We start from the raw sequence: 23209 nt of genomic DNA, 5'->3' as shown, positions 1-23209 counted from the left end.
TCGGGAGGCCGCGACAACCAGCGCCAAGGCGCTCGACATCACCCCTCCCTCCGGCAGATGCCGGCGGGGCTTCTCGGGAGGAAGCGAATGTGAGCACGAGCAACCGACATCTGACCGTCGATGAGGTGTGCACGGAACTCGGCGTCGCCAGGTCGACGTTCCACGACTGGCGAGCGAAAGGTCGCGGGCCGCGCTGCATAAAGCTGCCCAACGGCAAGCTGCGGATCCGACGTGCAGACTTCGACAAGTGGCTGAGTGAGCACGAGGACGTAGTCGCATGAGCGCAACGTCGTTCGACGTGCGGATCTGGAAGACGGAGACGTACGCCCGCAAGTCCGGAAAGGGCTACCGCGTGCCCTGGCGGGTCGAAACGAAGAGGTTCAGTCGGGCCTTCCAGACAGCAAGTCTCGCGGAGTCGTTTCGAGCGTCACTGGTGACGGCCGCCAGGAAGGGTGAGGCCTTCATCGTCGAGTCTGGCGTGCCGCTCTCGATGGCCTCCCAGACCGCTGGTCCGCCCCTGACCTGGTTCGAGCACGCCATGGATTTTATGGATGCGAAGTGGCCCGACGCCGCTCCGAAACACCGCAAGAGCACGGCGAACGGTCTGGTCACCGTGACGGTCGCCCTCGTGCGTTCAGACGCGGAATTCTCCGAAGCGGCACTACTCCGGAAGGCCCTTCGTGGTTGGGCGTTCAACCCGCCGGCTCGCCGGCGGTCACCCGATCCGCCTGAGCACCTCGCCGACGCGATCGAATGGATCCGTCGCGAATCCTTGCTCCTGAACGACCTCGCGGATCCCGACGTTTTGCGGCGCGCGCTGACGGCGATCGGTCGCAAGCTCGACGGGACGGTGGCAGCGACCTCGACGATTGCGGTGAAACGAGCGGCCCTTTCGGGTGCGCTCGTTTTGGCCGTCGAGCAAGGCCGTCTTCCTGGCAATCCGCTCAAGCAGGTGAAGACAAAGCGCCAGCGCCAAGTGACCGCGATCGACGTCCGATCGGTGGCCAATCCGCAACAGGCCACAGATCTGCTAGACGCGGTCAAGCACATCGAACCGTCGCTCTACGCGTACTTCGCGTGTATGTACTTCGCGGCGCTCCGCCCGGCAGAGGCACGACTCCTACACGACCGCGACTGCATGCTGCCAGACTCAGGGTGGGGTCAGCTGGTACTGGCGGGGTCGTACCAAGATCCTGGGTCGGCATGGACCGACGACGGTCAGCCGGGTGAGATTCGCGGGCTCAAGCATCGCAACACGAAGGAGACCCGGCCAGTGCCCGCAGACCCGCAGTTGGTCGGGGCGCTGCGCTGGCACATCGACAGGTTCGGCGTGGGTGCTGGTGGGTTGCTGTTCCCTACCCGAATCGGTCGCTTCGGCCGACCCGTCTCTCCCCCGTTCGGCAATCCGGTGAGCATGAAGACCGTTTACCGCGTGTGGGCTGCCGCCAGGTCGAATGCACTGACGGAACAACAAGTCGCGTCGCCCTTAGCTGCCCGGCCGTATGACCTCCGGCACGCCTGCGTGTCGACGTGGCTCGAGGCTGGCGTCCCGTCGGCCCGGGTAGCGGCGTGGGCCGGTCACAGCGTCGCCGTACTTCACCGCGTCTACGCGCATTGCCTCGACGGCCGCGAAGACGAGGCACGCCGGCGAGTCGACGTCTTCCGGAACGGCCCGAGTGATGCCTGATCGTTCCCGTGGGACAAATATGGGACGAGCGGCCGTAACCAGCCGGTGCCAGCCGGTGCCCGCCGGACAACGCGAAACGGCCCCCGGCCAAACGTTTCCGCTGGTCAGGGGCCGTTTCTTGCGCCGGTGGCAGGTAGTGGATTCGAACCACTGTAGGCAATGCCGGCTGATTTACAGTCAGCTCCCTTTGGCCGCTCGGGCAACCTGCCGGGCTTGTCTCCGCACCGGTGTTGGCCGGGCGAGGACGACGCGAAACAATAGCGCAGCACGTCCCGCCCGACCCAATCGACTGGAGCAGTGAGCCATGGCCGACTCGTCCTTCGACATCGTCAGCAAGATCGACCGGCAGGAGGTCGACAACGCCCTCGGCCAGACCGCCCGCGAGATCGCGACCCGGTTCGACTTCAAGGGCACCGGCGCCAAGATCGAGTGGAAGGGCGAGCACGCGATCGAGATCGAGGCGTCGGCCGACGACCGCGCCAGCGCGGTGCTCAGCGTCTTCCAGGACAAGCTGATCAAGCGCCAGCAGTCGCTGAAGATCCTCGACGCCTCCGAGCCGCGCCAGTCGGGCCAGGTCTCCAAGATCGGCATCACCCTCAAGGAGGGCATCTCCTCCGAGGACGCGAAGAAGATCAGCAAGCTGATCCGCGACGAGGGCCCCAAGGGCGTCAAGGCGCAGATCCAGGGCGACGAGCTGCGGGTGTCGTCGAAGAAGCGGGACGACCTCCAGGCCGTGATCGCGCTGGTCAAGAGCCAGGACTACGACTTCGCGGTGCAGTTCACCAACTACCGGTGACGTCGGGCCCAACGCCCTTCCAAGACAAACGGCCCCTGACCCCGCGCGGGGTCAGGGGCCGTGCTGCGTGTCTTCGAGGCGTCAGCGGTGGTCGTGTCCCCGGCCGCTGTTCGCGCCGGTCGAGTCATCGAAGTGCTCGCGGCTGCCGGACTTCGCGAGGCCGCGGCTGACCATGTAGCCGATCGTCAGCAGGGTGATGTAGAACCACACCTCCTGGGTGCCGAAGTCCGACCCGCTGTCGGCCACCGCCGAGGCGATGAGTAGCCCGATGACGGCCAGGATGTAGAAGACGAACTCGGTGGTCTTGAAGGACGCCTTGGTCTCGGTGCTGATCCGGCGGTCGGTCGCGTAGTGGGCCGTGCCGGGTGCGTGCGTGGATGCCATCTCTCTCGGGCCTTTCCTTGGGAGGATGCCCTACCCTCTTGTGCCAGAGGCGTCAGGGCAGGGCGCTGTGTGTCTTGCTAGCACGAGCCACAGTGCCCCCTGGCGCCTCGCCCATACCGCTAGGTGTCCTGCGTGACATCCGCCAGCAGCTCCAGCTGGCGCGTCCACGCGGCCGAGCCGGTGTCGACGACACCGAAGTGGCCGCCCTCGACCTCGATCAGGGTGGCGTCCGCGCCGGCGGCGGTCGCTCTCTCGACGTACGACGCGGACTGCTCGAACGGCACGTCCTCGTCGTCCCGCGCGTGCACGCACCAGACGGGTACGGCGAGCGGCACCTGCTGCGCGGGGTCGAAGCGCTCGTCAGCCTCCGTCGGCGGGTGACCGAGCAGCGCGGTGGCCGCGCCCCCGCCGAGCTCCTCTCCGGCGCGCAGGTCGAGGACGCCTGCCTGGCTGATCACGTGCGTGACCGGCACCTCGTCGGCCCATCCGTAGCGACCGCGGGCGGCGGCCCAGGCGGCCAAGTGGCCACCGGCGCTGTGCCCGAGCGTGACCACGGTCGAGGTGTCGAGGTCCAGCGTCGCGAGCAGGTCGATCCCGGCCGCGACGTCGTCGAACGTCTCCGGCGCGCCTCCGCCGCCACCGGGCCCGGTGCCGACGCGGCGATACTCCAGGTTCCAGGCCGCCCACCCGTGCCCGGCCAGCGAGCGGGCGAGCGGTGTGCCGAGGGCGTCGGCGTCGTACTGCGCCTTCCAGAACCCGCCGTGCACGACCACCACGACACCGTGGGGGGTGCCGGACGGCAGGTGCAGCTCGCCGTACTGGCTCGGGTCGTCGCCGTAGGCGTGCCGGGTGACGGCACGCGCCGCCTCGGTGCTCTCGGACATCACGGGCTCCTCCTGGTCGCAGCTCGTCAGTGCCATGGCCGCAGTACCCAACCCGGCGAGACGGAGGACGGTCCGGCGGTGCACAGCTCGATCCTCCCAGCCGCGCGTGACCCCCGACGGTCCCACCGCGTTGTCGGTGCATGACGGGCAAGCGCGCGCGGGTGCTGGAGCCGGAGACGTTCTCCGGGGCCGGGCCGCGCGCCGAGGCGCTGCTCCGCCACCGCGACGAGGTGCTCGACGTGGTCCAGTCGTACGGCGGCCGCGACGTGCACGTGTTCGGCTCGGTCGCCCGCGGCACCGACCACGACGGCTCCGACATCGACCTGGTGTTCTTCGAGGACCGGCCGGTGAGCTTATTGGCCAGCCTGTGGATGCACCGGCAGCTCAACGAGATCCTGGGCGCCTCGGTCGACGTGTTCGCCGCGGGCGAGCTGCCGCCGCGGACCCTCGACGCGATCGCGCCGGACGCCGTACTGCTGTAGCGCTCAGCGCCAGCCGAGCCCCGGCGCCACGTGGGTGAGGATGCTCTCCAGCACGTGCGCGTTGTAGTCGACGCCCAACTGGTTGGGGATCGTCAGCAGCAGTGTGTCGGCGGCGGCGATCGCCTCGTCCTTCGCGAGCTCCTCGACCAGCCGGTCGGGCTCGGCGGCGTAGGAGCGGCCGAAGACCGCGCGCGTCTTCTCGTCGATGTTTCCGAACTGGTCGGTCGACGCACGGTCCGCGCCGAAGTAGGCACGGTCGCGGTCGTCGACCAGCGCGAAGATCGAGCGGCTCACCGACACCCGCGGCTCGCGCGCGTGTCCGGCGGCCTTCCAGGCCTCGCGGTAGGCCTCGATCTGCTTGCGCTGCTGCACGTGCAGCGGCTCGCCGGTCTCGTCGTTCTTGAGCGTCGAGCTCTGGAGGTTCATCCCGTGCTCGGCCGCCCAGACGGCGGTCGCGTCGGAGCCGGCGCCCCACCAGATCCGGTCGCGCAGCCCGGGCGACTGCGGCTCGAGCGGCAGCAGTCCCGGCGGGTTGGGGAACATCGGCCGCGGGTTGGGCCGGGCGAAGCCCTCGCCCTTGAGCAGCTCGAGGAAGACCTCGGTGTGCCGCCGCGCCATGGCGGCGTCGTCCTCGCCCTCGGCCGGCTGGAACCCGAAGTAGCGCCAGCCGTCGATGACCTGCTCCGGCGAGCCGCGCGAGATACCGAGCTGGAGCCGCTCCCCCGCGATCAGGTCGGTCGCGGCAGCGGCCTCCGCGGAGTAGAAGGGGTTCTCGTAGCGCATGTCGATCACGCCGGTGCCGATCTCGATGCGCGACGTGCGCGCCCCGATCGCGGCGAGCAGCGGGAACGGCGTACCGGCCTGGCGGGCGAAGTGGTGCACGCGGAAGTAGGCACCGTCGACGCCGAGCTCTTCGGCCGCGACCGATAGGTCGATGGACTGGTGCAGGAAGTCCGAGGCCGACCGCGTCTGCGAGTGCGGCGACGGCGTCCAGTGGCCGAACGACAGGAACCCGATGCTCTTCACGGCTGGTTCAACCTTCAACCACTCCCGGGCATTCCGTCCCATTCCCCCTGGGGCTCCACGACGGCAGGATGCACCCGTGGCCAACCCCAGCGCGAGCATCGACATCGACGCCCCGATCGACCTCGTCTGGCAGGTCATGCTCGACACCGAGGCGTACGGCGAGTGGAACCCCTTCGTGGTGCGCGCGGAGACGCCGCAGCCCGCAGCCGTCGGCAACCCGATCGTGCTGCACGTGCGGTGGGCCAACGGCAAGGGAACCCGCTCCCCCGAGCGGGTCACCGCGGTCGAGCCGCCCACCACCTCCGCGGACGGTACGGCGACCGCGGTCCTCTCCTACCGCTACGAGGGATTGCCGTCCCGGCTCGGCCTGGTCCGCGGCGTGCGCCACCAGCGGCTGACCCAGCGCGCGGGCGGGCCCACGACGTACGACACGGTCGAAGAGTTCTCCGGCCCGCTGGTGAAGCTGGCCGGCCCGGGTCGCGTCGCCGACGGGTTCCGCCGGCACGCGGCGGCGCTCAAGGGGCGGGCCGAGGAGCTCGCCGCCCCCTGACCACTTGCTGACACCTTGCCAACAAGGGGTGATGCTGGGCTACGTTCCTTGCCATGCCTGATGCTCCCCAGGTCTCCGGGGTCTCCCGTCGCTCCGTCCTCGCCGGCTCCGCGGCGGCCGCAGCCGCGACCGCCGTCGCCGCTCCGGACGCGCTCGCTGCGCCGGCGCTGGTCACCGCACCGGGCCGCCGGGTCGCGGTGCTCGGTGGCGGCATGGCCGGCCTCACCGCCGCCCACGAGCTCGCCGAGCGCGGCTTCGAGGTCACCGTCTACGAGCCGAGCGCCTGGGGCGGCAAGGCCCGCAGCATCCCGGTGCCCGGCACCGGCACGGGCGGCCGCCGCGACCTCCCGGGCGAGCACGGCTTCCGGTTCTTCCCGGGCTTCTACCACCACGTGCCCGACTCGATGCGGCGGATCCCGTTCGGCAAGGGCACCGTCGGCGACCACCTCGTCGCCAACTGGGGTGCGAAGTTCCTGCGCGCGGGCGACCGCGCCGACGCGTTCGTGTTCGGCATCGGACCCGACCCCACGCAGCTGCTGACGGTCGACTACCTGCGCCGCTACCTTCTCGACACCCTCGGCGGGCACACGGTGCCGCCGCACGAGCTGGCCTACTTCGTCGAGCGACTCCTGGTCTTCCTCACCAGCTGCGACGAGCGGCGGTACGGCGAGTGGGAGCACACGAGCTGGTGGGACTTCGTGAAGGCCGACAAGTGGTCCGACGAGTACCAGCGCGTGCTCGCCTCCGGCCTGACGCGCAACCTGGTGGCCGCGAAGGAGACCATCGCCAGCACCCGCACCATCGGCAACATGGGCGAGGCGTTCGTCTACACGATGATGGGCCGCGGCGCCGACGGCGCACCCGACCGCGTGCTCGACCTGCCGACCAACGAGGCCTGGATCCAGCCGTGGATGCGGCACCTGAAGGATCTCGGCGTCAGGTTCGTCAAGGGCCAGAAGCTGGTGCGGTACGACGTCGGCGGCGGCCGCATCCGCGCCGCCTGGCTCGAGAGTGCCAGCGGCCGCCGTACCCGCGTCGAGGCGGACTGGTTCGTCTCCGCGATGCCGGTGGAGCGGGTGGTCCCGACCCTGACCCGCGACGTGCTCGACCTCGACCCGTCACTGCGTCGGATGCGCAACCTGGTGACCGACTGGATGGTCGGCATCCAGTACTTCCTGCGCGAGCCGGTCGACATCACGCACGGGCACATCTCGTTCCTCGACGGGCCGTGGGCGCTGACGGCGCTCACCCAGGGCCAGTTCTGGACATCTCGCGACATCGCCGAGGACTACGGCGACGGCCGGGTCAAGGACATCCTCTCCGTCGACATCTCCGACTGGTTCGCGCCCGGCATGCGCACCAAGAAGACCGCCAGCCGGTGCTCACCGCGCGAGGTCGCACGGGAGGTGCTGCACCAGATCCGCGAGCACCACACCGCCGGCGACAAGCTGCCCGACGGCATCGTGCACTCCTGGTTCCTCGACCCCGGTGTGAAGTGGCACCCCGAGCGGGGCCGCAACACCAACGCGACGCCGCTGCTGATCAACACCGCGGGGTCGTGGGAGGACCGGCCGAAGGCGCGCACCAAGATCCCCAACCTGCTGATGACCGGCGACTTCGTGCAGACCGACATCGACCTGGCGAGCATGGAGGGCGCCAACGAGTCCGCGCGCTACGCCGCCAACGCCATCCTCGACGAGGCCGGCTCCCCGGCGGGTCGCGCGGCGACGTACCGCCTCTACGACCCGCCGGAGTTCGCCGCCCTCAAGCTCGTCGACCAGCAGCTCTACCGGGCCGGCCTCAAGAACGCCCTCGACATCCTCTAGACCGCGACCATCGACGGCACCGTGGTGGCGCCGTCAGCGGCCGTGAGCCACACCCGCGTGCCGACGTCGATGCCGAGCGACCGCGCGTGCGTCCGGGTCAGTACGACGGACACCGGCTCGCCGGGCGAGCCCGGCTCGACCTCGGAACCGGGACGCGCCCAGCCGGCCGCTGTGGTGTCCGGCTCGACGGTGAGCCGCACCTCGAAGCCCACCCGGAGCGCCCGGGTCACCACACCGGGGAGGGCCCCCGCGTGCGCCGGGGCCACCGCGACCTCGATGTCGTGCGGACGCAGCCGGATCGGCCCGAGGTGCGTGACGTCGCCGAGGAAGCCCATGACGAAGTCGTTGGCCGGCTCGTCGTAGAGCTGGTCGGGCGTGCCGACCTGCTCCACGCGGCCACCGTTGATCACGACGATCTCGTCGGAGACCTCCATCGCCTCCTCCTGGTCGTGCGTGACGAACACCGTCGTCACGTGGACCTCGTCGTGCAGCCGGCGCAGCCAGTCGCGGAGCTCCTTGCGGACCTTCGCGTCGAGCGCGCCGAACGGCTCGTCGAGCAGCAGCACGGTCGGCTCCACCGCGAGCGCCCGGGCCAGCGCCATCCGCTGCCGCTGGCCTCCGGACAGCTGGGCCGGCAGCCGGTGCGCGAACTGCGAGAGGTGGACCAGGTCGAGGAGCTCCTCGACCCGTCGCTTCGTCTCCGGCTTGGGCGTCTTGCGGATCTCCAGGCCGAACGCGACGTTCTTGGCGACCGTCATGTGCTTGAACACGGCGTAGTGCTGGAACACGAAGCCGACGTTTCGCTTCTGGGGCGGCAGCTTGGTCGCATCCGTGCCCTCGATGGCGACCGATCCGCTGTCGGCGGTCTCGAGGCCGGCGATGATGCGGAGCAGGGTCGACTTGCCCCCACCGGAGGGGCCGAGCAGCGCCGTGAGCTGGCCGGTGGGCAACGACACGGTCACGTCGTCTAGGGCGACGAAGTCGCCGTACTTCTTGGTGACACCACTGACCTCGATGGACATCAGTGCTTCTCCTTCGGTCGGAGGATGGAAACGACGACGATGCAGAGCACGCTCACGAACGCGAGCACGAACGACACCGTGTAGGCGGACGACTGCTCGAAGCTCTGGTACTTCTCCTCGACGAGGAGGGTCGCCGTCTGGGTCTGGTTGAGGACGTTGCCGGAGACGATCTTCACCGCGCCGAACTCGCCGAGGCTGCGCGCCAGGCTGAGCACGACGCCGTAGACCACCGCCCACTTGATGCTGGGCAGCGTGATCCGCCAGAACGTCTGGCGCCAGCTCGCGCCGAGGCTGGTGGCGGCTTGCTCCTGCTCGTCGCCGATCTCCTGGAGCACCGGCACGACCTCGCGGATGACGAGCGGCAGGGCGACGAAGCAGGTCGCCATGATCATGCCGGGGCCGCTGAAGATGATCTTCAGGCCCCATTCCTCCAGGAACGTGCCGAACCAGCCGTCCCGGCCGTTGTAGACCAGCAGCAGCGAGAGACCGACGACGACCGGGGAGACGGACATCGGCAGGTCGATGAGCGCCGAGAGCACCCGCTTGCCCGGGAACTCGTAGCGGACGAGCAGGATCGAGATCGCGACGCCGAAGACCAGGTTGATGGCGACGGCCTGGAGTGCGATCTGGACGGTCAGCGCCAGTGCGCGCTGGACCTGCGGGTCGGAGAGTACGTCGCCCAGCGTGCCGGCGCCGTCCGCGAAGGCCTCGCGGATGATCGTGCTGACGGGCCAGGCGACGAGGAAGAAGACGTAGCCGATCGCGAGCACCCGCAGCAGCCACTTCACGGGGAGAGAGACCTCAACCACGGCGCGACACCCACCTCTGCAGCACGTCGAGCAGCACGATCACGACCAACGCCACGGCGAGCATCAGGCTCGCGAGGGCGGCTGCGGACGCCGTGCTCCCGTTCTCCACGAACGACAGCACGCGCACCGAGACCACCTCGGTCTCGAACGGCTTGTTGCCGCTGAGCAACACCAGCGAGCCGTACTCCGCGATGGCACGCGCGAACGACAGGGCGGCACCGGCGCAGATGGCGGGCGTGAGGCTCGGCAGGATCACCCGGCGGAAGATGGTCAGCCGCCCCGCACCCAGGGAAGCTGCCGCCTCTTCGACGTCGTGGTCGAGCTCGCCGAGCACCGGCTGCACCGTGCGCACGATGAAGGGCAGGGTGACGAACGCAAGTGCGAGCATCACCGCCCGATCGGAGTACGCCCAGTCGAGGCCCAGCGGACTGTTCGGTCCGTAGAGCCCGAGCAGGACCAGGCCGGCCACGATGGTGGGCAGGGCGAACGGGATGTCGATGATGACGTCGAGAGCCGCCTTGCCGAAGAACCGGTCGCGGACGAGCACCCAGGCGATCAGGGTGCCCATCACGACGTTGATCAGCGTGACGAGCAGGGACTGGCCGACGGTGAGCCGGACGGCAGCCATGGTCTGCGGGTTCGTGATGGTCTCGATGTAGCCGGACCACCCGCGCTCACTGGCGGTGACGACGAGCGCGCTCAACGGGATCAGCACCAAGAGGCTGAACCAGGTGATCGCGATGCCGAGACCGAGCGACGAACCCGCGGTGAGTGTCGTGCCGGAGCCCGCCCGGCGCCGAGGCGCCGGGCGGGCTGCAGCGTCAACCGTCGCGGTTGCCATGGATGCCCGTCACTCCTGGGCGTCGGCGCCGGACTCTTCGATGAGGGTCGGGATGATGCCGAGCGGCTCACCGTCCTCACCGTCAGCGAAGAACTTCTCGGCAGCCTCTCCCCAGCCGCCGAAGTCACCGTCGATGGTCCACAGCTGCCCCGGCGCGGGGAACGGCGCGGCCGGGTCGTTCGCGCCCTCCACCTCGGGGATCTCGACGCCGTCGACACCGGCGACCGGACGGAAGCCGAACCCCGCGTAGATCTCCTGCGCCTCGGGCGAGGTCTGGAACTCGAGGAAGTCCTGGGCGCCGTCCTTGGCGTCGGTGGTCACGGCGGCGGGGTTCTCGATGAGGAGCGTGTCCTCCGGGACGATGTAGTCGATCGCCTCGCCGTTCTGCTTGGCCAGGATGGCCTCGTTCTCGTAGGAGAGCAGCACGTCCTGGTCGCCCTCGACGAAGGCCGAGGTCGCCTCACGGCCGCTCGGCGGCAGTGCAGGCGTGTTGGCGAGCAGGTCGGCGACGAACTGCTGCGCCTCCTTCTCCGTGCCACCGTTGCCGATCACGTGCGCCCAGGCGGCGAGGATGTTCCACCGGGCGGCACCGGACGAGCCGGGGTTGGGCGTCACGATCTCGACGTCCTCCTGCACCAGGTCGTCCCACGAGTCGATGCCGAGGGGGTTGCCCTCGCGCACGACGAAGACCACCACGGACGACGTGGCGATGCCGTTGGTCGGGTTGTCCTTCCAGTCCTCCGCCACCAGGCCCTCGTCGACGAGACGGGTCACGTCGGTCTCGAGGGAGAAGTGGACGACGTCGGCCTCCTTGCCGTCCACGACGGCACGCGACTGGTCACCGGAGGCGCCGTACGACGGCGCGAAGCCGATGCCGTCGCCGGCGTCGGACTCCTCGAACGCCTCGAAGACCGGCTCGTTGGCGGACTCCATCACCGAGAAGGCGACCACGCTGAGCGTGCTCTCGGAATCGGCCGCGCCCGTCGAGGTGCACGCCGTCAAGGCCAGCACCCCGGTCAGCCCTGCGACCGTGGCCTTGAAGGTTCTGTTCATGGTCACTCCTTGCTCTTCGCGCCTAGGGAGCGCGTTCTGACGAATCTCGGGTAGATTACTAGTCTTTAGATAGTCACGCATGCAAGTCCACGTGTCGGGCGCGTCACGCTCGACAGCGCGCCAGGGCGGGGCGTGACGGTGCTCTCGTTCTGTGGCGAGGAGTTCGGTCGGGCGCGGCCGACGACTATCGTGAGGAGGTGTTCCCGCGGCATCGACGCGCCTGAAACTGGAACACGTTCTATTATGGGAGCCGCCCCCGGCCGGGCGCCCACCCGCGAAGGAAGTAGACGTTGTGAGTCAGACCAAAGAGGTCAAGCAGCTCGACCGCGTGATCATCCGGTTCGCCGGCGACTCCGGCGACGGCATGCAGCTGACGGGTGACCGGTTCACCCAGGAGTCAGCGGTGTTCGGCAACGACCTGGTGACGCTGCCCAACTTCCCCGCAGAGATCCGCGCACCCCAGGGCACGATCCCCGGGGTGTCGTCGTTCCAGGTCCACTTCGCCGACCACGACATCCTCACCGCGGGCGACCGGCCCGACGTGCTCGTCGCGATGAACCCCGCGGCGCTCAAGGCCAACCTCGGCGACCTGCCCAAGGGCGCGACGATCATCGTCGACACCCACGACTTCACCAAGCGCAACCTCGACAAGGCCGGCTACGACGCCAACCCCCTCGACTCCCTCGGTGACGCCGGCTCCGAGCTCGGCGACTTCCAGGTGCAGCCGGTCGACCTGACCGGCATGACCGTCGAGGCGGTCAAGGAGTTCGGCCTCTCCCGCAAGGACGCCGCCCGCGCGAAGAACATGTTCGCCCTCGGCCTGCTGTCGTGGATGTACGGACGACCCGTCGACTCCACCATCGACTTCCTCACCAAGAAGTTCGCCAAGGCCCCCGCGATCCGCGACGCCAACATCACCGCGTTCAAGGCGGGCTGGAACTTCGGCGAGACCACCGAGACCTTCGTCGTCCAGTACGAGATCAAGCCGGCCAAGCTGCCCGAGGGCACCTACCGCAACATCACCGGCAACCTGGCCCTGTCCTACGGCCTGGTGGCCGCCGGCGTCCGCTCCGGACTGCCGATCCTGCTGGGCACCTACCCGATCACCCCGGCCTCCGACATCCTCCACGAGCTCAGCCGGCACAAGTCGTTCGGGATCACCACGTTCCAGGCCGAGGACGAGATCGCCGGCATCGGCGCCGCGATCGGCGCCTCGTTCGCCGGCTCCCTCGGCGTCACCACCACCTCCGGACCGGGCATCGCGCTGAAGTCCGAGGCCATCGGCCTGGCCGTGATGACCGAGCTGCCCCTGGTCGTCATCGACGTCCAGCGTGGCGGCCCCTCGACCGGCCTGCCGACCAAGACCGAGCAGGCCGACCTGCTCCAGGCCATGTACGGCCGCAACGGCGAGGCGCCGGTCCCGATCGTCGCCCCGCAGTCGCCCGGCGACTGCTTCGCCGCCGCGGTCGAGGCCGCGCGGATCGCCATCACCTACCGCACCCCGGTGATGCTGCTCTCCGACGGCTACCTCGCCAACGGCTCCGAGCCGTGGCAGATCCCCTCGGTCAACGACCTCCCGGAGATCGACCCCGGCTTCGCCACCGGCCCCAACCACGTCAGCAAGAAGGCTGCGGCCGAAGGAAGCACCGAGGCCGACGAGTTCTGGCCCTACCTGCGCGACGACGAGACCCTCGCCCGCCCGTGGGCGATCCCCGGCACCGCCGGCCTCGAGCACCGCATCGGCGGCCTGGAGAAGGCCGACGGCCACGGCAACATCTCCTACGACCCGGCCAACCACGACCTCATGGTCCGCACCCGGCAGGCCAAGATCGAACGGATCGCCGACTCCCTGCCGCCGCTGGAGGTCGACGACCCGTCAGGCCAGGCGAAGGTGCTCGTCATCGGGTGGGGCTCGACCTACGGCCCGATCGGCGCGGCCTGCCGTCGCGTACGCCGCGCCGGCTACCACGTGGCGCAGGTCCACCTCCGTCACCTCAACCCGTTCCCGAAGGACCTCGGCGCGATCCTCAAGGGCTACGACAAGGTCCTCGTGCCCGAGATGAACCTCGGCCAGCTGAGCAAGCTGCTGCGTGCCGAGTACCTCGTCGACGCCATCGGCTACAACCACGTCCGCGGACTGCCGCTCAAGGCCGCCGAGCTCGCCGAGGCCATCGGCAACCTCGTCGGCGAGGCCGAGGGACGCGACGTCGACCTCGGCGAGCACGGCCTCAACCCCCCGTCCGACCACGAAGAGGCACCCCTGTCATGACCTCGATCGACCTGCCCGTCCCGTCGCTCCGCTCCGGCACCGAGTCGGTGCCGACGACCGACGAGAAGCAGACGGCGAAGGAGTTCTCCAGCGACCAGGAGGTCCGTTGGTGCCCCGGCTGCGGTGACTACGCCGTCCTCAAGGCCGTCCAGTCGTTCCTGCCCGACCTCGGTCTGCGCCGCGAGAACATCGTGTTCGTCTCCGGCATCGGCTGCTCGTCGCGATTCCCCTACTACCTCGACACGTTCGGCATGCACTCGATCCACGGCCGGGCGCCGTCGATCGCCACCGGCATCGCCACGGCTCGCGAGGACCTCTCGGTGTGGGTCGTCACCGGCGACGGCGACGCGCTCTCGATCGGTGGCAACCACCTGATCCACGCCCTGCGCCGCAACGTCAACATGACGATCCTGCTGTTCAACAACCGGATCTACGGCCTGACCAAGGGCCAGTACTCCCCCACCTCCGAGGTCGGCAAGGTCACCAAGTCGACCCCGGTCGGCTCGGTCGACCACCCGTTCAACCCGGTCTCCCTCGCGCTCGGCGCCGAGGGCACCTTCGTGGCCCGGACCATCGACTCCGACCGTAAGCACCTCACCTCCGTGCTCGCCGCCGCAGCCGCCCACCGGGGCACCTCGTTCGTCGAGATCTACCAGAACTGCCCGATCTTCAACGACGGCGCGTTCGACGCGATCAAGGACAACGAGACCAAGGAGCACGCGATCATCCCGCTGACCCACGGCCAGCCGATCACGTTCGGCACCCGCGACGAGGCCACCGGCCTCGGCGACAAGGGCCTGGTCCGTGCCGCGAGCGGCGGGGTCGAGGTCGTCGAGACCGCAGCTGTCGACGCCGAGCAGCTGCTGGTCCACGACGCCCACAACCCCGACCCGTCGACCGCCTTCGCGATCTCGCGACTCACCGACGCCGGCTACCTCAACCGCTCCCCGATCGGCATCTTCCGCCAGGTCGAGCGCCCGACGTACGACGACGGCGCCCGCGCGCAGGTCACCGACGCCCAGGCGGCGGTGACCGGCACCCCCGAGGAGCGCCTGACCGCGCTCATCGGCGCCGGCGACACCTGGCAGGTCGGCTGACCCGCCGGTCAGGGATCCAGGCGGTAGGTGCGCCAGACGTCGGTGTCGGCGCCGGCCACCCGGGCCTGCCAGAAGAACGCCTTGCCGACGCCGGCCTTCTCCGGCACCTCGAGCGGTACGGCGAACCCGCCATCGCGCTCCTGCTCGACCTTCCGGTAGCGCTCGAAGTCGCACTCCACCGCGCCGGTGCGGGTGATCGTGCACTCGGACGCGCGGTAGACGACGACGTCGTCCTTGCTGCCGGCGACCGTGCCGACCAGGTGTAACTCACCCTGGACGGACGAGATCTCGGCATCGATGGCCACCGTCGTCGAGGGACCGGCGGCCGCCGTACTCGTGAGCACGGAGCCGAGAGCGACCGCGCCGGCGACGGCCACGAGGCGGCGTACGGCGGGCATGGCGCAGACGATAACCTGCTAGCCGGCACGCGTCCTGCTCGGGTGGATTGAACTGGTGGCCCCGGGGGAAGTGCTGGTTCGATCCAACTTTTTCTACGAAAGGCACCGATCATGCGAATGACCCGGACCCTCGCTGCGCTCGTCGCCCTTGTCGCGAGCCTCGCGCTCACGGTCACCCTGGCGCCGGCCAACGCCAGCGCACCTTCTACTCAGGCCGGCTTCGGCACCTTCATCGCGAAGGTCAACTCCGCCGGCACCCGCGTCATCGCGAAGGGCCAGGCGAACAACTGGCGGCGCAAGACCGTGCAGATCCAGCGCGCGCCGAAGGGCACCAGGAACTGGACCACCGTCGCGCAGCCCAAGACCGACGGCCGGGGCAACTTCAGCGTCAAGCTCGTCCCCGGCGCGGACATCCCCTGCACGGGCAAGCAGTTCCTCCTCCGTGCGAAGAAAAAGGGCCGCCCCTCGGCGAAGATCTACACGAAGAAGACCTTCTACTGCTGATCGACGACGGGTTCGTCCAGCCACGTCCCTCCGCTCCTCCGGGAGCGGGGGGACGTCGGCATTTCGGGGAGTCGATGGTGCCTCGTAGGCTCCGGTCGTGAGCGCGAAGCAGGACTCGTCCGGCCTCGCGCTCGGCGCTGCCGCCTACGTCATGTGGGGCGCGTTCCCGCTCTACTTCCCGCTGCTGGAGCCGAGCGGGGCCGTCGAGATCCTGGCGCACCGCATCGTCTGGTCGGCCGTCACGATGGGCCTGCTGCTGCTCGTCCTGCGCCGCACCGCGACCCTGCGCACGATCCTCGCCGATCGGCGCACCACACTGCTGCTGGTCGGAGCGGCCGTCGTCATCACGTTCAACTGGGGCACCTACATCTACGGCGTCACCACGGGTCGCGTCGTCGAGACGTCGCTCGGCTACTTCATCAACCCGCTGGTGACCGTACTGATGGGCGTGCTGATCCTGGGCGAGCGGCTGCGCCGGCTCCAGTGGGTCGCGCTCGGCATCGGCTTCGTGGCGTGCTCGGTGCTCACCTGGGACTACGGACGGCCGCCGTACGTCGCGCTGGTGCTGGCGTTCTCGTTCGGCACCTACGGCCTGCTCAAGAAGTCGGCCGGCGCCGGCGCGGTCGAGAGCCTGGCGCTCGAGACGGCGGTCCTCGCCCCGTTCGCACTGGTCTACCTGCTGGTGCTCGGGTCCGCGGGCCACTTCGTCGACCTCGGCGCCGGGCACACCGTGCTGCTGATGACCACGGGCCTGGTCACCGCCGTGCCCCTGCTCTGCTTCGGGGCCGCGGCCACCCGGGTGACGATGACGTCGCTCGGGCTGCTGCAGTACCTCGCGCCGGTGATCCAGTTCGCGCTCGGCGTCACCGTGCTCGGCGAGCACATGCCCGCCGGCCGCTGGATCGGCTTCGGTCTGGTGTGGGTCGCGCTGAGCATCTTCACGTTCGAGGCGCTGCGCGAGCGGCGACGGCGGCAGCTGGCGCTCGTGGCGGAGGCGAGCGCGGCGTAGATCCAGGGTCAACGGGCGTAGTCGCGCGCGGCGTTCGGGCGACGGGCCTGCTGCCCTGCCTGACGTCAGGCAACCTCAGCGTTGACTGACGTCAGGCAAGGAAGGATCCGGTCTGCCGGCAGCCGACCGCAGGGCGCAACCAGCTGCGGCGCTCCCTCGTGCCCAGCCGTACGAACCTCGACAACCGCGGCGCGCGACGTCACCCGCGCAGGCTGCTACCTACGCCGTGCGCGTCGCGACGACGTCGGCGAACGCCTCGAGCGCCGTGCGGACCGACCCCTCCGGCAGCGCGACGAGGAGCGCCTTCGCCTCCTGCGCGCGGGCCACGACGTAGGCACGGGCCTCGTCCATGGCCGGGTGCTTGCGCAGGAGGTCGAGCGCCTCGGCGTGCAGGGCGTCGTCGGCCGCCAGGTCGCTCTGCTCCGGGTCGAGCAGCTCGAGGAGCCGCGCGTCGGCGGGGTCGGTGGAGGCGCGCGCCATCAGCACCGGCAGCGTCGGGACGCCCTCGCGCAGGTCGGTGCCGGGGGTCTTGCCCGACTCCTCGGAGTCGGAGGCGATGTCGAGGATGTCGTCGGAAAGCTGGAAGGCGGTGCCGACGAGCTCGCCGTACTCGGTGAGCGCGGAGACGACCTCCGGCGACGCGCCGCCGAACATCGCGCCGTAGCGCGCGGACGTGGCGATGAGCGAGCCGGTCTTGCCCGCGACCACCTCGAGGTGGTGCGCGAGCGGGTCGTCGCCCGGCCCGGGCGGCACCGTCTCGAGGATCTGGCCCTCGACGAGGCGGCCGAACGTCTCGGCCTGGATCAGCACGGCCTCCGGGCCGAGTGCGGCGGTGAGCTCCGAGGACTTCGCGAAGAGCCAGTCGCCGGTGAGGATCGCGACCAGGTTGTCCCAGCGCGAGTTGGCGGAGTCGGCGCCGCGGCGCAGCGCGGCCTCGTCCATGACGTCGTCGTGGTAGAGCGAGCCAACGTGGGTGATCTCGACGACGCACGCCGCCTGGATGACCTCGTCGGCGTCGGGCCGGTCGCCGGTCTCGGCGGCGAGCAGCACCAGCAGCGGCCGGAACCGCTTGCCGCCGGCGCTGAGCAGGTGGCGGGCCGCCTCGGTGACGAACGGCGCGCGGCTCTGGGCGTGCTCGAACAGCGCTGTCTCGACCTTCGCCAGCCGGGCCCGCAACCGCTCCGCCAGCGCGGCGTCGTCGATGGGCAGCGCCAGGTCGCTCGCGGATGCAGCAGGTGGTCTCACCTGATGAAGTCTCCCGTACGGGTCACCAGGTCGAGCACCGGCCCCGGTACGACGCCCAGCACGACCGTGGCCGCGAGGCAGATCGCGACCGTGGCGGTCGTCAGGACCGACGGGTTGCTGACCGCTCCCACCTCGCCCGGCTCCGGGTCGGAGAAGAACATCAGCCGGATGTGCCGGACGTAGAAGAACACGGCCATGATGCTCGCCGCGATCGCCACCAGGACCACCGGCCAGGCTCCGGCGGACATCGCCGAGGTGAAGACCGCCCACTTGCCGATGAAGCCCGCGGTGAGCGGGATCCCGGCCATGGACAGCAGGAAGAACGCGAACGCCCCGGCGACCAGCGGCGAGCGCTTGCCGAGGCCCGCCCAGCGGGTGTAGCCCGTGGCCTCGCCGCCGGCGTCGCGCACGACGCTGACGATCGCGAACGCGCCGACCGTGGCGAACCCGTAGGTCGTCAGGTAGAAGAGCACGCCCTCCAGGGAGGTGTACTGCCCCTCGGCGAGGTCGCCGGCGCTCTGCACGCCCAGCACGCCGGTGAGCAGGAAACCGGTGTGGGCGACCGAGGAGTAGGCCAGCATCCGCTTGACGTCGGTCTGCACGACGGCCAGCACGGCGCCGACGATCATCGTCGCGATCGCGACCACCCACAGCATCGGCTGCCAGCTCCACCGCTCGGCCCCGAACGCGACGTACAGCAGCCGCAGAAGGGCACCGAACGCGGCGACCTTGGTGGCGGCGGACATGAACGCGGTCACCGCCGTGGGGGCGCCCTGGTAGACGTCCGGCGTCCACGACTGGAACGGGACCGCGCCGACCTTGAACAGCAGGCCGACCGAGAGCAGCGCGATGCCGGCGAGCAGCAGCGTGCGGTCGCCGGCGCTGTTGCGCACGGCCTCGTTGATGCCTGCGAAGGTGACCGAGCCGGCGTAGCCGTAGACCAGCGCGGCGCCGTACAGGAAGAAGCCGGAGGAGAAGGCGCCGACCAGGAAGTACTTGAGCGCGGACTCCTGGCTGAGGAGCCGGCGACGGCGCGCCAGCCCGCAGAGCAGGTAGAGCGGCAGCGAGAGCACCTCGAGCGCGACGAACATCATCAGCAGGTCGCCGGAGGCCGGGAAGAGCAGCATGCCGCTGACGGCGAAGAGCAGCAGCGGGTAGATCTCGGTGTGCTCGAGGCCCTGGGCCGACGACTCCCGCTCCGCCTCGGAGCCGGGCAGCGCGGCGGCCTGGCCCGCGAACGCGGAGACCCCGTGCTCGAGGCGGCGCTCCGCGAAGAGCGCGGTGCCGGCGAGCGCGAAGACGAGGATCAGGCCCCACAGGTAGAGGCTCGGGCCGTCGACGATGATGCTGCCCTCGGCGCCGACCAGGCCGCGGGCGGCGCCGTCCGCGCGCTCCTCGAGGTCGGTGGCGAGCCAGATGGTCGAACCGAGCGCTGCGCCGATGGTGACCAGGGTCAGCGCGACCTGCGGCAGCCAACGCTTCCCGCGGGGCAGGAACGCCTCGAGGATGATGCCGAGGCAGGCGCCGCCGAGGACGATCAGCAGCGGCAGCAGCTCGACGTACTCGATGGTGGGCTTGGTGAACTCGAGCATCAGTGGCCCTCCTCCGCGGGAACGGCTTCTTCGGCCGGGACCGTCGGCCCGTCGTCCTCGACCCCGACGTGGGCCAACAGCTCGTCGACCATCGGGTTGGCGGCGTCGAGCAGCGGCGCCGGGTAGAACCCGAACACCACCAGCGCCAGCACGAGCGGTGCGACCGCGCCGATCTCACGCCAGCCGAGGTCGGGGGTGGCCTCCACCTCGGGCGGTGTCGGACCGGTCATCGTGCGCTGGTAGAGCCAGAGCACGTAGATCGCGGCCAGCACGATGCCGGTGACGGCGATCGCGCCGACGTACCAGGCGTAGTCGAACGCCGAGGCCAGCACGAGGAACTCGGAGACGAACGGGCTGAGGCCCGGCAGGCCGAGCGTCGCCAAGCCGGCGACAAGGAACAGTCCGGCGAGCACCGGGGTGACCTTCTCGATGCCGCCCATCTCGCTGATCAACGTGGTGCCGCGCCGCTGGAGCAGGTAGCCGGCGACGAGGAACAGCACGGCCGTGCCGAGGCCGTGGTTGACCATGTAGAGCACCGCGCCCGAGCCGCCCTGCGGGGTCATCACGAAGATGCCGAGGGTGATGAAGCCGAAGTGGCTGAGCGAGGTGAGGCCGATCAGGCGGAGCACGTCGTCCTGCCCGATCGCCACGAACGCGCCGTAGACGATCGAGATCAGCGCCAGGGTGACGACGAGCGGGGTCGCCCACTCCGAGGCCTCGGGGAAGATGCCGAGGCAGAAGCGCAGCATGCCGAACGTGCCGATCTTGTCGAGCACGCAGACCAGCAGCACCGAGGTGCCGGGGGTCGCCTTCTCGGTGGTGTCGGCCAGCCAGGTGTGCAGCGGGAACAGCGGTGCCTTCACCGCGAACGCGAACAGGAAACCGGCGAACAGCCAGCGGCCGGCGGTCGTGTCGATGTCGAGCGCCATCAGGTCCGACAGGAGGTACGACGGCTCGCCGGACTCCGCGGAGACGACGTACAGGCCGATCACCGAGGCGAGGAGCACCAACCCACCGGCGAGCTGGAACATCAGGAACTTCACGGCCGCGGCCCCACGCCCCTCGCGGCCGAAGCCGCCGACGAGGAAGTAGGCCGGGATCAGCGTCGCCTCGAACACGACGTAGAAGAGGAAGACGTCGGTGGCGCAGAACACCGCGAGCGACAGGCCCTCGAGGGCGAGGGTCCAGGCGACGAACGCCCGCGCTCCGCCACCCGCGGCGTCGTCTGCCTTGGTCCACTCCGCCGCAAGCACCAGCGGGACGAGGACGACGGTGAGCAGCACCATCAGCAGGCCCAGCCCGTCGAGGCCGAGGGCGTAGTGCACCCCGAACGCCTCGATCCACGGCTGCTCCTCCTCGAGCTGCATGCCGCCGCCGACGTCGAAGCGGAAGGCCGCCACGACCGCGAGCACCAGCGTCGCCGCCGAGACCGCGAGGCCGAGCAGCTTGCTCAGGTGCCGCGGCAGGAACGCGACGGCGATCGCGCCGACCAGCGGCAGCAGGATCAGGACCGAGAGCATCAGAGGTTCACCGCCACGAGGGTCACGACCAGCAGCAGGGCGCCGCCGAGCACGGAGAGGGCATAGGAGCGGACGTAGCCGGTCTGCAGGCGCCGCACGCCCTGGCCGACGCCGCTCACGACGGTGCCGCCGCCCATGAAGGCGCCGTCGACGACCGCGCGGTCGCCCGCGACGAGGGCGCGGGTGAGGCCGGCGCCGGGGCGCACGACGAGAGTGTCGTTGATCGCGTCGCCGTAGAGGTCGGCGCGGGCGGCGCGGGTCGCGAACGACACGTCGGTGGGAGCCTCGCGCGGCACCTCGTTGCGCCCGACCAGGAACCAGGCCAGGGCCGCACCGCACGCGACCACCACCACGATGATCGCGGTGACCGCGAGCGCCGGGATCGGCGGGTCGTGGTGGGCGGCGTGGCCGACCACCGGCGTCAGCCACTCGGTGATCCAGTCACCGAGCAGCAGGAAGCCGCCGAGGACCGACAGCGCGGCGAGCACGATCAGCGGGATCGTCATCACCTTCGGCGACTCGTGCGGGTGCACGCCGTCCGCCCACCGCTTCTCGGTGAAGAAGGTCATCAGCATCATCCGGGTCATGTAGAAGCCGGTGATGCCGGCGCCGAGGATCGCGCAGACGCCGACCACCCAGTTCTCGACGAGGGCCGTCTCGATGATCTTGTCCTTGGACCAGAAGCCGGAGAAGCCCGGGAAGCCGATGATCGCGAGATAGCCCATCGCGAACGTCAGGAACGTGACGGGCAGCAGCTTCTGGAGGCCGCCGTAGTGGCGCATGTCGACGTCGTCGTCCATCGCGTGCATGACCGAGCCGGCGCCCAGGAACATGTTGGCCTTGAAGAACCCGTGGGTGAGCAGGTGGAAGATCGCAAACGCGTAGCCGGCGACACCGAGGCCGGCGCCGAGCATCATGTAGCCGATCTGGCTCATGGTCGACCCGGCGAGGCCCTTCTTGATGTCGTCCTTGGCGCACCCGATGATCGCACCCCACAGCAGCGTCACGGTGGCCACGACCACGACGGCGGTCTGCGCGTCGGGGGCGAGCTCGAAGACGAAGTTGGACCGGACGATCAGGTAGACGCCGGCCGTCACCATCGTGGCCGCGTGGATCAGCGCGGAGACGGGGGTCGGGCCCTCCATGGCGTCGAGGAGCCAGGACTGGAGCGGGACCTGCGCCGACTTGCCGCACGCGCCGATGAGGAGCAGCACCCCGAGCCAGGTCAGCGTGGCCTCGGACGCGCCGTGCACCTGGGCGCTGATGACCGTGAAGCTGGTCGAGCCGAACGTCGCGATGAACAGGAAGATCGCGAGCGACATGCCCATGTCGCCGACCCGGTTGATCACGAACGCCTTCTTGGCGGCAGCGGCCGCCGACGGCTTGTGCTGCCAGAAGCCGATCAGGAGGTACGACGCGAGGCCCACGCCCTCCCAGCCGAGGAACAGCCCCACGTAGTTCTCGGCGAGGACCAGCATCAGCATCGCCGCGACGAACAGGTTGAGGTAGGCGAAGAACCGCGGCCGACGCGGGTCGTGAGCCATGTAGCCCACGGAGTAGAGGTGGATCAGCGAGCCGACGCCGGTGATCAGCAGCAGGAAGAGCGCCGACAGCGGGTCGTAGAGCAGGTCCATCCCGATGTCGAGGCCACCGGTCTCGATCCAGGTCCAGAGGTGCTGGCCGACCTGGCGCTCGTGCTCGTCACGCCCGAGCAGCGTGAAGAACATGACCAGGCTCAGCACGAACGACCCTGAGATCGTCGCCAGGCCGAGCCAGTGGCCGAAGGCCTGGCTGCGCCGGTTGCCGACGAGCAGCAGGACCGCGGCGCCGAACGCCGGCAGCGCGATGATCAGCCACAGCAGCGAGAACACGCCGTCGGCGTCGACAGGGTGGACCACGGGAACCTCGTGCATTGCTACCTCAGAACTTCAGGAGGCTGGCGTCGTCGACCGAGGCCGAGCGACGGGTCCGGAAGATGGTCATGATGATCGCGAGCCCGACGACGACCTCGGCCGCGGCCACCACCATCACGAAGAAGGCGGCGATCTGGCCGTCGAGGTTGCCGTGCTGCTTGGCGAACGCGACGAACGCGAGGTTGCAGGCGTTGAGCATCAGCTCCACGCACATGAACACCACGATCGCGTTGCGGCGCGTGAGCACGCCGATGCTGCCGATGGTGAAGAGGATCGCGCTCAGGACGACGTACTCAGTCATC

General features: G+C 69.8%; 23 protein-coding genes and 1 tRNA gene. 10 read left to right on the top strand and 14 right to left on the bottom strand.

Annotated features, from left to right (window positions below; genetic code table 11):
• Positions 1-89 precede the first annotated feature (89 nt).
• Positions 90-281, top strand: a complete 192-nt coding sequence (locus HNR19_RS01395) for a helix-turn-helix domain-containing protein (RefSeq protein WP_179666208.1) — start codon at positions 90-92, stop codon at positions 279-281.
• Positions 278-1687, top strand: coding sequence for a tyrosine-type recombinase/integrase (locus tag HNR19_RS22465; protein ID WP_179666207.1), 1410 nt, complete (start codon positions 278-280; stop codon positions 1685-1687). The genes HNR19_RS01395 and HNR19_RS22465 overlap by 4 nt, the downstream gene beginning before the upstream one ends.
• A 127-nt stretch (positions 1688-1814) precedes the next feature.
• On the opposite strand, the gene HNR19_RS01385 is transcribed toward HNR19_RS22465, so the two are convergent.
• Positions 1815-1896, bottom strand: a tRNA-Tyr gene (locus HNR19_RS01385).
• Between the two features lie 95 nt (positions 1897-1991).
• Between HNR19_RS01385 and HNR19_RS01380 the strand changes: the two genes are divergently transcribed.
• Positions 1992-2483, top strand: a complete 492-nt coding sequence (locus HNR19_RS01380; protein ID WP_179666206.1) for a YajQ family cyclic di-GMP-binding protein — start codon at positions 1992-1994, stop codon at positions 2481-2483.
• An 81-nt stretch (positions 2484-2564) separates the two neighbouring features.
• Here the strand turns inward: HNR19_RS01380 and HNR19_RS01375 are convergent, their stop codons facing one another.
• Together HNR19_RS01375 and HNR19_RS01370 are read right to left on the bottom strand one after the other, a co-directional pair.
• Positions 2565-2867, bottom strand: coding sequence for a hypothetical protein (locus tag HNR19_RS01375; RefSeq protein WP_179666205.1), 303 nt, complete (start codon positions 2865-2867; stop codon positions 2565-2567).
• Positions 2868-2986: 119 nt separating this feature from the next.
• The gene (locus HNR19_RS01370) at positions 2987-3751 is read right to left on the bottom strand and encodes an alpha/beta hydrolase (RefSeq protein WP_179666204.1); all 765 of its coding nucleotides are present in this window, start codon (positions 3749-3751) and stop codon (positions 2987-2989) included.
• 140 nt (positions 3752-3891) lie between these two features.
• Here HNR19_RS01370 and HNR19_RS01365 point away from each other — a divergent pair, with 140 nt between their 5' ends.
• Positions 3892-4233, top strand: coding sequence for a nucleotidyltransferase family protein (locus HNR19_RS01365; RefSeq protein ID WP_179666203.1), 342 nt, complete (start codon positions 3892-3894; stop codon positions 4231-4233).
• 3 nt (positions 4234-4236) lie between these two features.
• Here HNR19_RS01365 and HNR19_RS01360 read toward each other — a convergent pair whose 3' ends face one another.
• Entirely contained in the window at positions 4237-5259 is a 1023-nt protein-coding gene (locus HNR19_RS01360; RefSeq protein WP_179666202.1) for an LLM class flavin-dependent oxidoreductase, read from the bottom strand.
• Between the two features lie 76 nt (positions 5260-5335).
• On the opposite strand from HNR19_RS01360, the gene HNR19_RS01355 reads away from it, so the two are divergent.
• Both HNR19_RS01355 and HNR19_RS01350 read left to right on the top strand, forming a co-directional pair.
• Positions 5336-5809 carry an SRPBCC family protein gene (locus tag HNR19_RS01355; protein ID WP_179666201.1) on the top strand — a complete coding sequence of 158 codons (474 nt, stop codon included), beginning with the start codon at positions 5336-5338 and terminating at the stop codon, positions 5807-5809.
• 53 nt (positions 5810-5862) lie between these two features.
• The gene (locus HNR19_RS01350) at positions 5863-7635 is read left to right on the top strand and encodes a hydroxysqualene dehydroxylase (RefSeq protein ID WP_179666200.1); all 1773 of its coding nucleotides are present in this window, start codon (positions 5863-5865) and stop codon (positions 7633-7635) included.
• On the opposite strand, the gene HNR19_RS01345 is transcribed toward HNR19_RS01350, so the two are convergent.
• Genes HNR19_RS01345 through HNR19_RS01330 form a run of 4 tightly spaced genes read right to left on the bottom strand, consistent with a single transcriptional unit; the run spans position 7632 to position 11360 of the window.
• Positions 7632-8657 carry a sulfate/molybdate ABC transporter ATP-binding protein gene (locus HNR19_RS01345; protein WP_179666199.1) on the bottom strand — a complete coding sequence of 342 codons (1026 nt, stop codon included), beginning with the start codon at positions 8655-8657 and terminating at the stop codon, positions 7632-7634. The two genes, HNR19_RS01350 and HNR19_RS01345, sit on opposite strands and share 4 nt — an antisense overlap.
• Complete coding sequence (locus tag HNR19_RS01340) at positions 8657-9466, bottom strand: sulfate ABC transporter permease subunit (RefSeq protein ID WP_179666198.1); 810 nt, start codon at positions 9464-9466, stop codon at positions 8657-8659. Before HNR19_RS01340 ends, HNR19_RS01345 begins: the two co-directional genes overlap by 1 nt.
• Positions 9459-10307, bottom strand: coding sequence for a sulfate ABC transporter permease subunit CysT (cysT, locus tag HNR19_RS01335; RefSeq protein ID WP_179666197.1), 849 nt, complete (start codon positions 10305-10307; stop codon positions 9459-9461). The genes HNR19_RS01340 and cysT overlap by 8 nt, the downstream gene beginning before the upstream one ends.
• A gap of 9 nt (positions 10308-10316) precedes the next feature.
• Positions 10317-11360, bottom strand: a complete 1044-nt coding sequence (locus tag HNR19_RS01330) for a sulfate ABC transporter substrate-binding protein (RefSeq protein ID WP_179666196.1) — start codon at positions 11358-11360, stop codon at positions 10317-10319.
• Positions 11361-11652: 292 nt separating this feature from the next.
• Here HNR19_RS01330 and HNR19_RS01325 point away from each other — a divergent pair, with 292 nt between their 5' ends.
• Together HNR19_RS01325 and HNR19_RS01320 are read left to right on the top strand one after the other, a co-directional pair.
• Positions 11653-13629: a 2-oxoacid:acceptor oxidoreductase subunit alpha gene (locus HNR19_RS01325; RefSeq protein ID WP_179666195.1), complete on the top strand. Its 1977-nt coding sequence runs from the start codon at positions 11653-11655 to the stop codon at positions 13627-13629.
• Positions 13626-14726 (top strand): 2-oxoacid:ferredoxin oxidoreductase subunit beta, encoded by a 1101-nt coding sequence (locus HNR19_RS01320; RefSeq protein WP_179666194.1) that lies wholly within the window; start codon positions 13626-13628, stop codon positions 14724-14726. Before HNR19_RS01325 ends, HNR19_RS01320 begins: the two co-directional genes overlap by 4 nt.
• 8 nt (positions 14727-14734) lie before the next feature.
• Here the strand turns inward: HNR19_RS01320 and HNR19_RS01315 are convergent, their stop codons facing one another.
• On the bottom strand, positions 14735-15124 hold the full coding sequence (locus HNR19_RS01315; protein ID WP_179666193.1) for a hypothetical protein: 390 nt from the start codon (positions 15122-15124) through the stop codon (positions 14735-14737).
• 111 nt (positions 15125-15235) lie between these two features.
• Here HNR19_RS01315 and HNR19_RS01310 point away from each other — a divergent pair, with 111 nt between their 5' ends.
• Both HNR19_RS01310 and rarD read left to right on the top strand, forming a co-directional pair.
• Positions 15236-15628: a hypothetical protein gene (locus HNR19_RS01310; protein WP_179666192.1), complete on the top strand. Its 393-nt coding sequence runs from the start codon at positions 15236-15238 to the stop codon at positions 15626-15628.
• A gap of 97 nt (positions 15629-15725) precedes the next feature.
• Positions 15726-16637, top strand: coding sequence for an EamA family transporter RarD (gene rarD, locus HNR19_RS01305; RefSeq protein WP_343047000.1), 912 nt, complete (start codon positions 15726-15728; stop codon positions 16635-16637).
• 219 nt (positions 16638-16856) lie between these two features.
• On the opposite strand, the gene HNR19_RS01300 is transcribed toward rarD, so the two are convergent.
• Genes HNR19_RS01300 through nuoK form a run of 5 tightly spaced genes read right to left on the bottom strand, consistent with a single transcriptional unit; the run spans position 16857 to position 23208 of the window.
• A complete protein-coding gene (locus HNR19_RS01300) occupies positions 16857-17882 on the bottom strand; it encodes a polyprenyl synthetase family protein (protein ID WP_179666191.1) in 1026 nt (341 codons plus the stop codon).
• Positions 17879-19474: an NADH-quinone oxidoreductase subunit NuoN gene (gene nuoN / locus HNR19_RS01295; protein WP_179666190.1), complete on the bottom strand. Its 1596-nt coding sequence runs from the start codon at positions 19472-19474 to the stop codon at positions 17879-17881. Before nuoN ends, HNR19_RS01300 begins: the two co-directional genes overlap by 4 nt.
• The gene (locus HNR19_RS01290; protein WP_179666189.1) at positions 19474-20994 is read right to left on the bottom strand and encodes an NADH-quinone oxidoreductase subunit M; all 1521 of its coding nucleotides are present in this window, start codon (positions 20992-20994) and stop codon (positions 19474-19476) included. The genes nuoN and HNR19_RS01290 overlap by 1 nt, the downstream gene beginning before the upstream one ends.
• On the bottom strand, positions 20994-22907 hold the full coding sequence (gene nuoL, locus HNR19_RS01285) for an NADH-quinone oxidoreductase subunit L (protein WP_179666188.1): 1914 nt from the start codon (positions 22905-22907) through the stop codon (positions 20994-20996). The genes HNR19_RS01290 and nuoL overlap by 1 nt, the downstream gene beginning before the upstream one ends.
• 7 nt (positions 22908-22914) lie before the next feature.
• Positions 22915-23208, bottom strand: coding sequence for an NADH-quinone oxidoreductase subunit NuoK (gene nuoK / locus HNR19_RS01280; RefSeq protein ID WP_179666187.1), 294 nt, complete (start codon positions 23206-23208; stop codon positions 22915-22917).
• Between the last annotated feature and the right edge of the window lies 1 nt (position 23209).

Source organism: Nocardioides thalensis, assembly GCF_013410655.1.
In the GTDB taxonomy this organism is placed as follows: domain Bacteria; phylum Actinomycetota; class Actinomycetes; order Propionibacteriales; family Nocardioidaceae; genus Nocardioides; species Nocardioides thalensis.
This window is presented reverse-complemented; position numbering and strand designations above follow the sequence as displayed.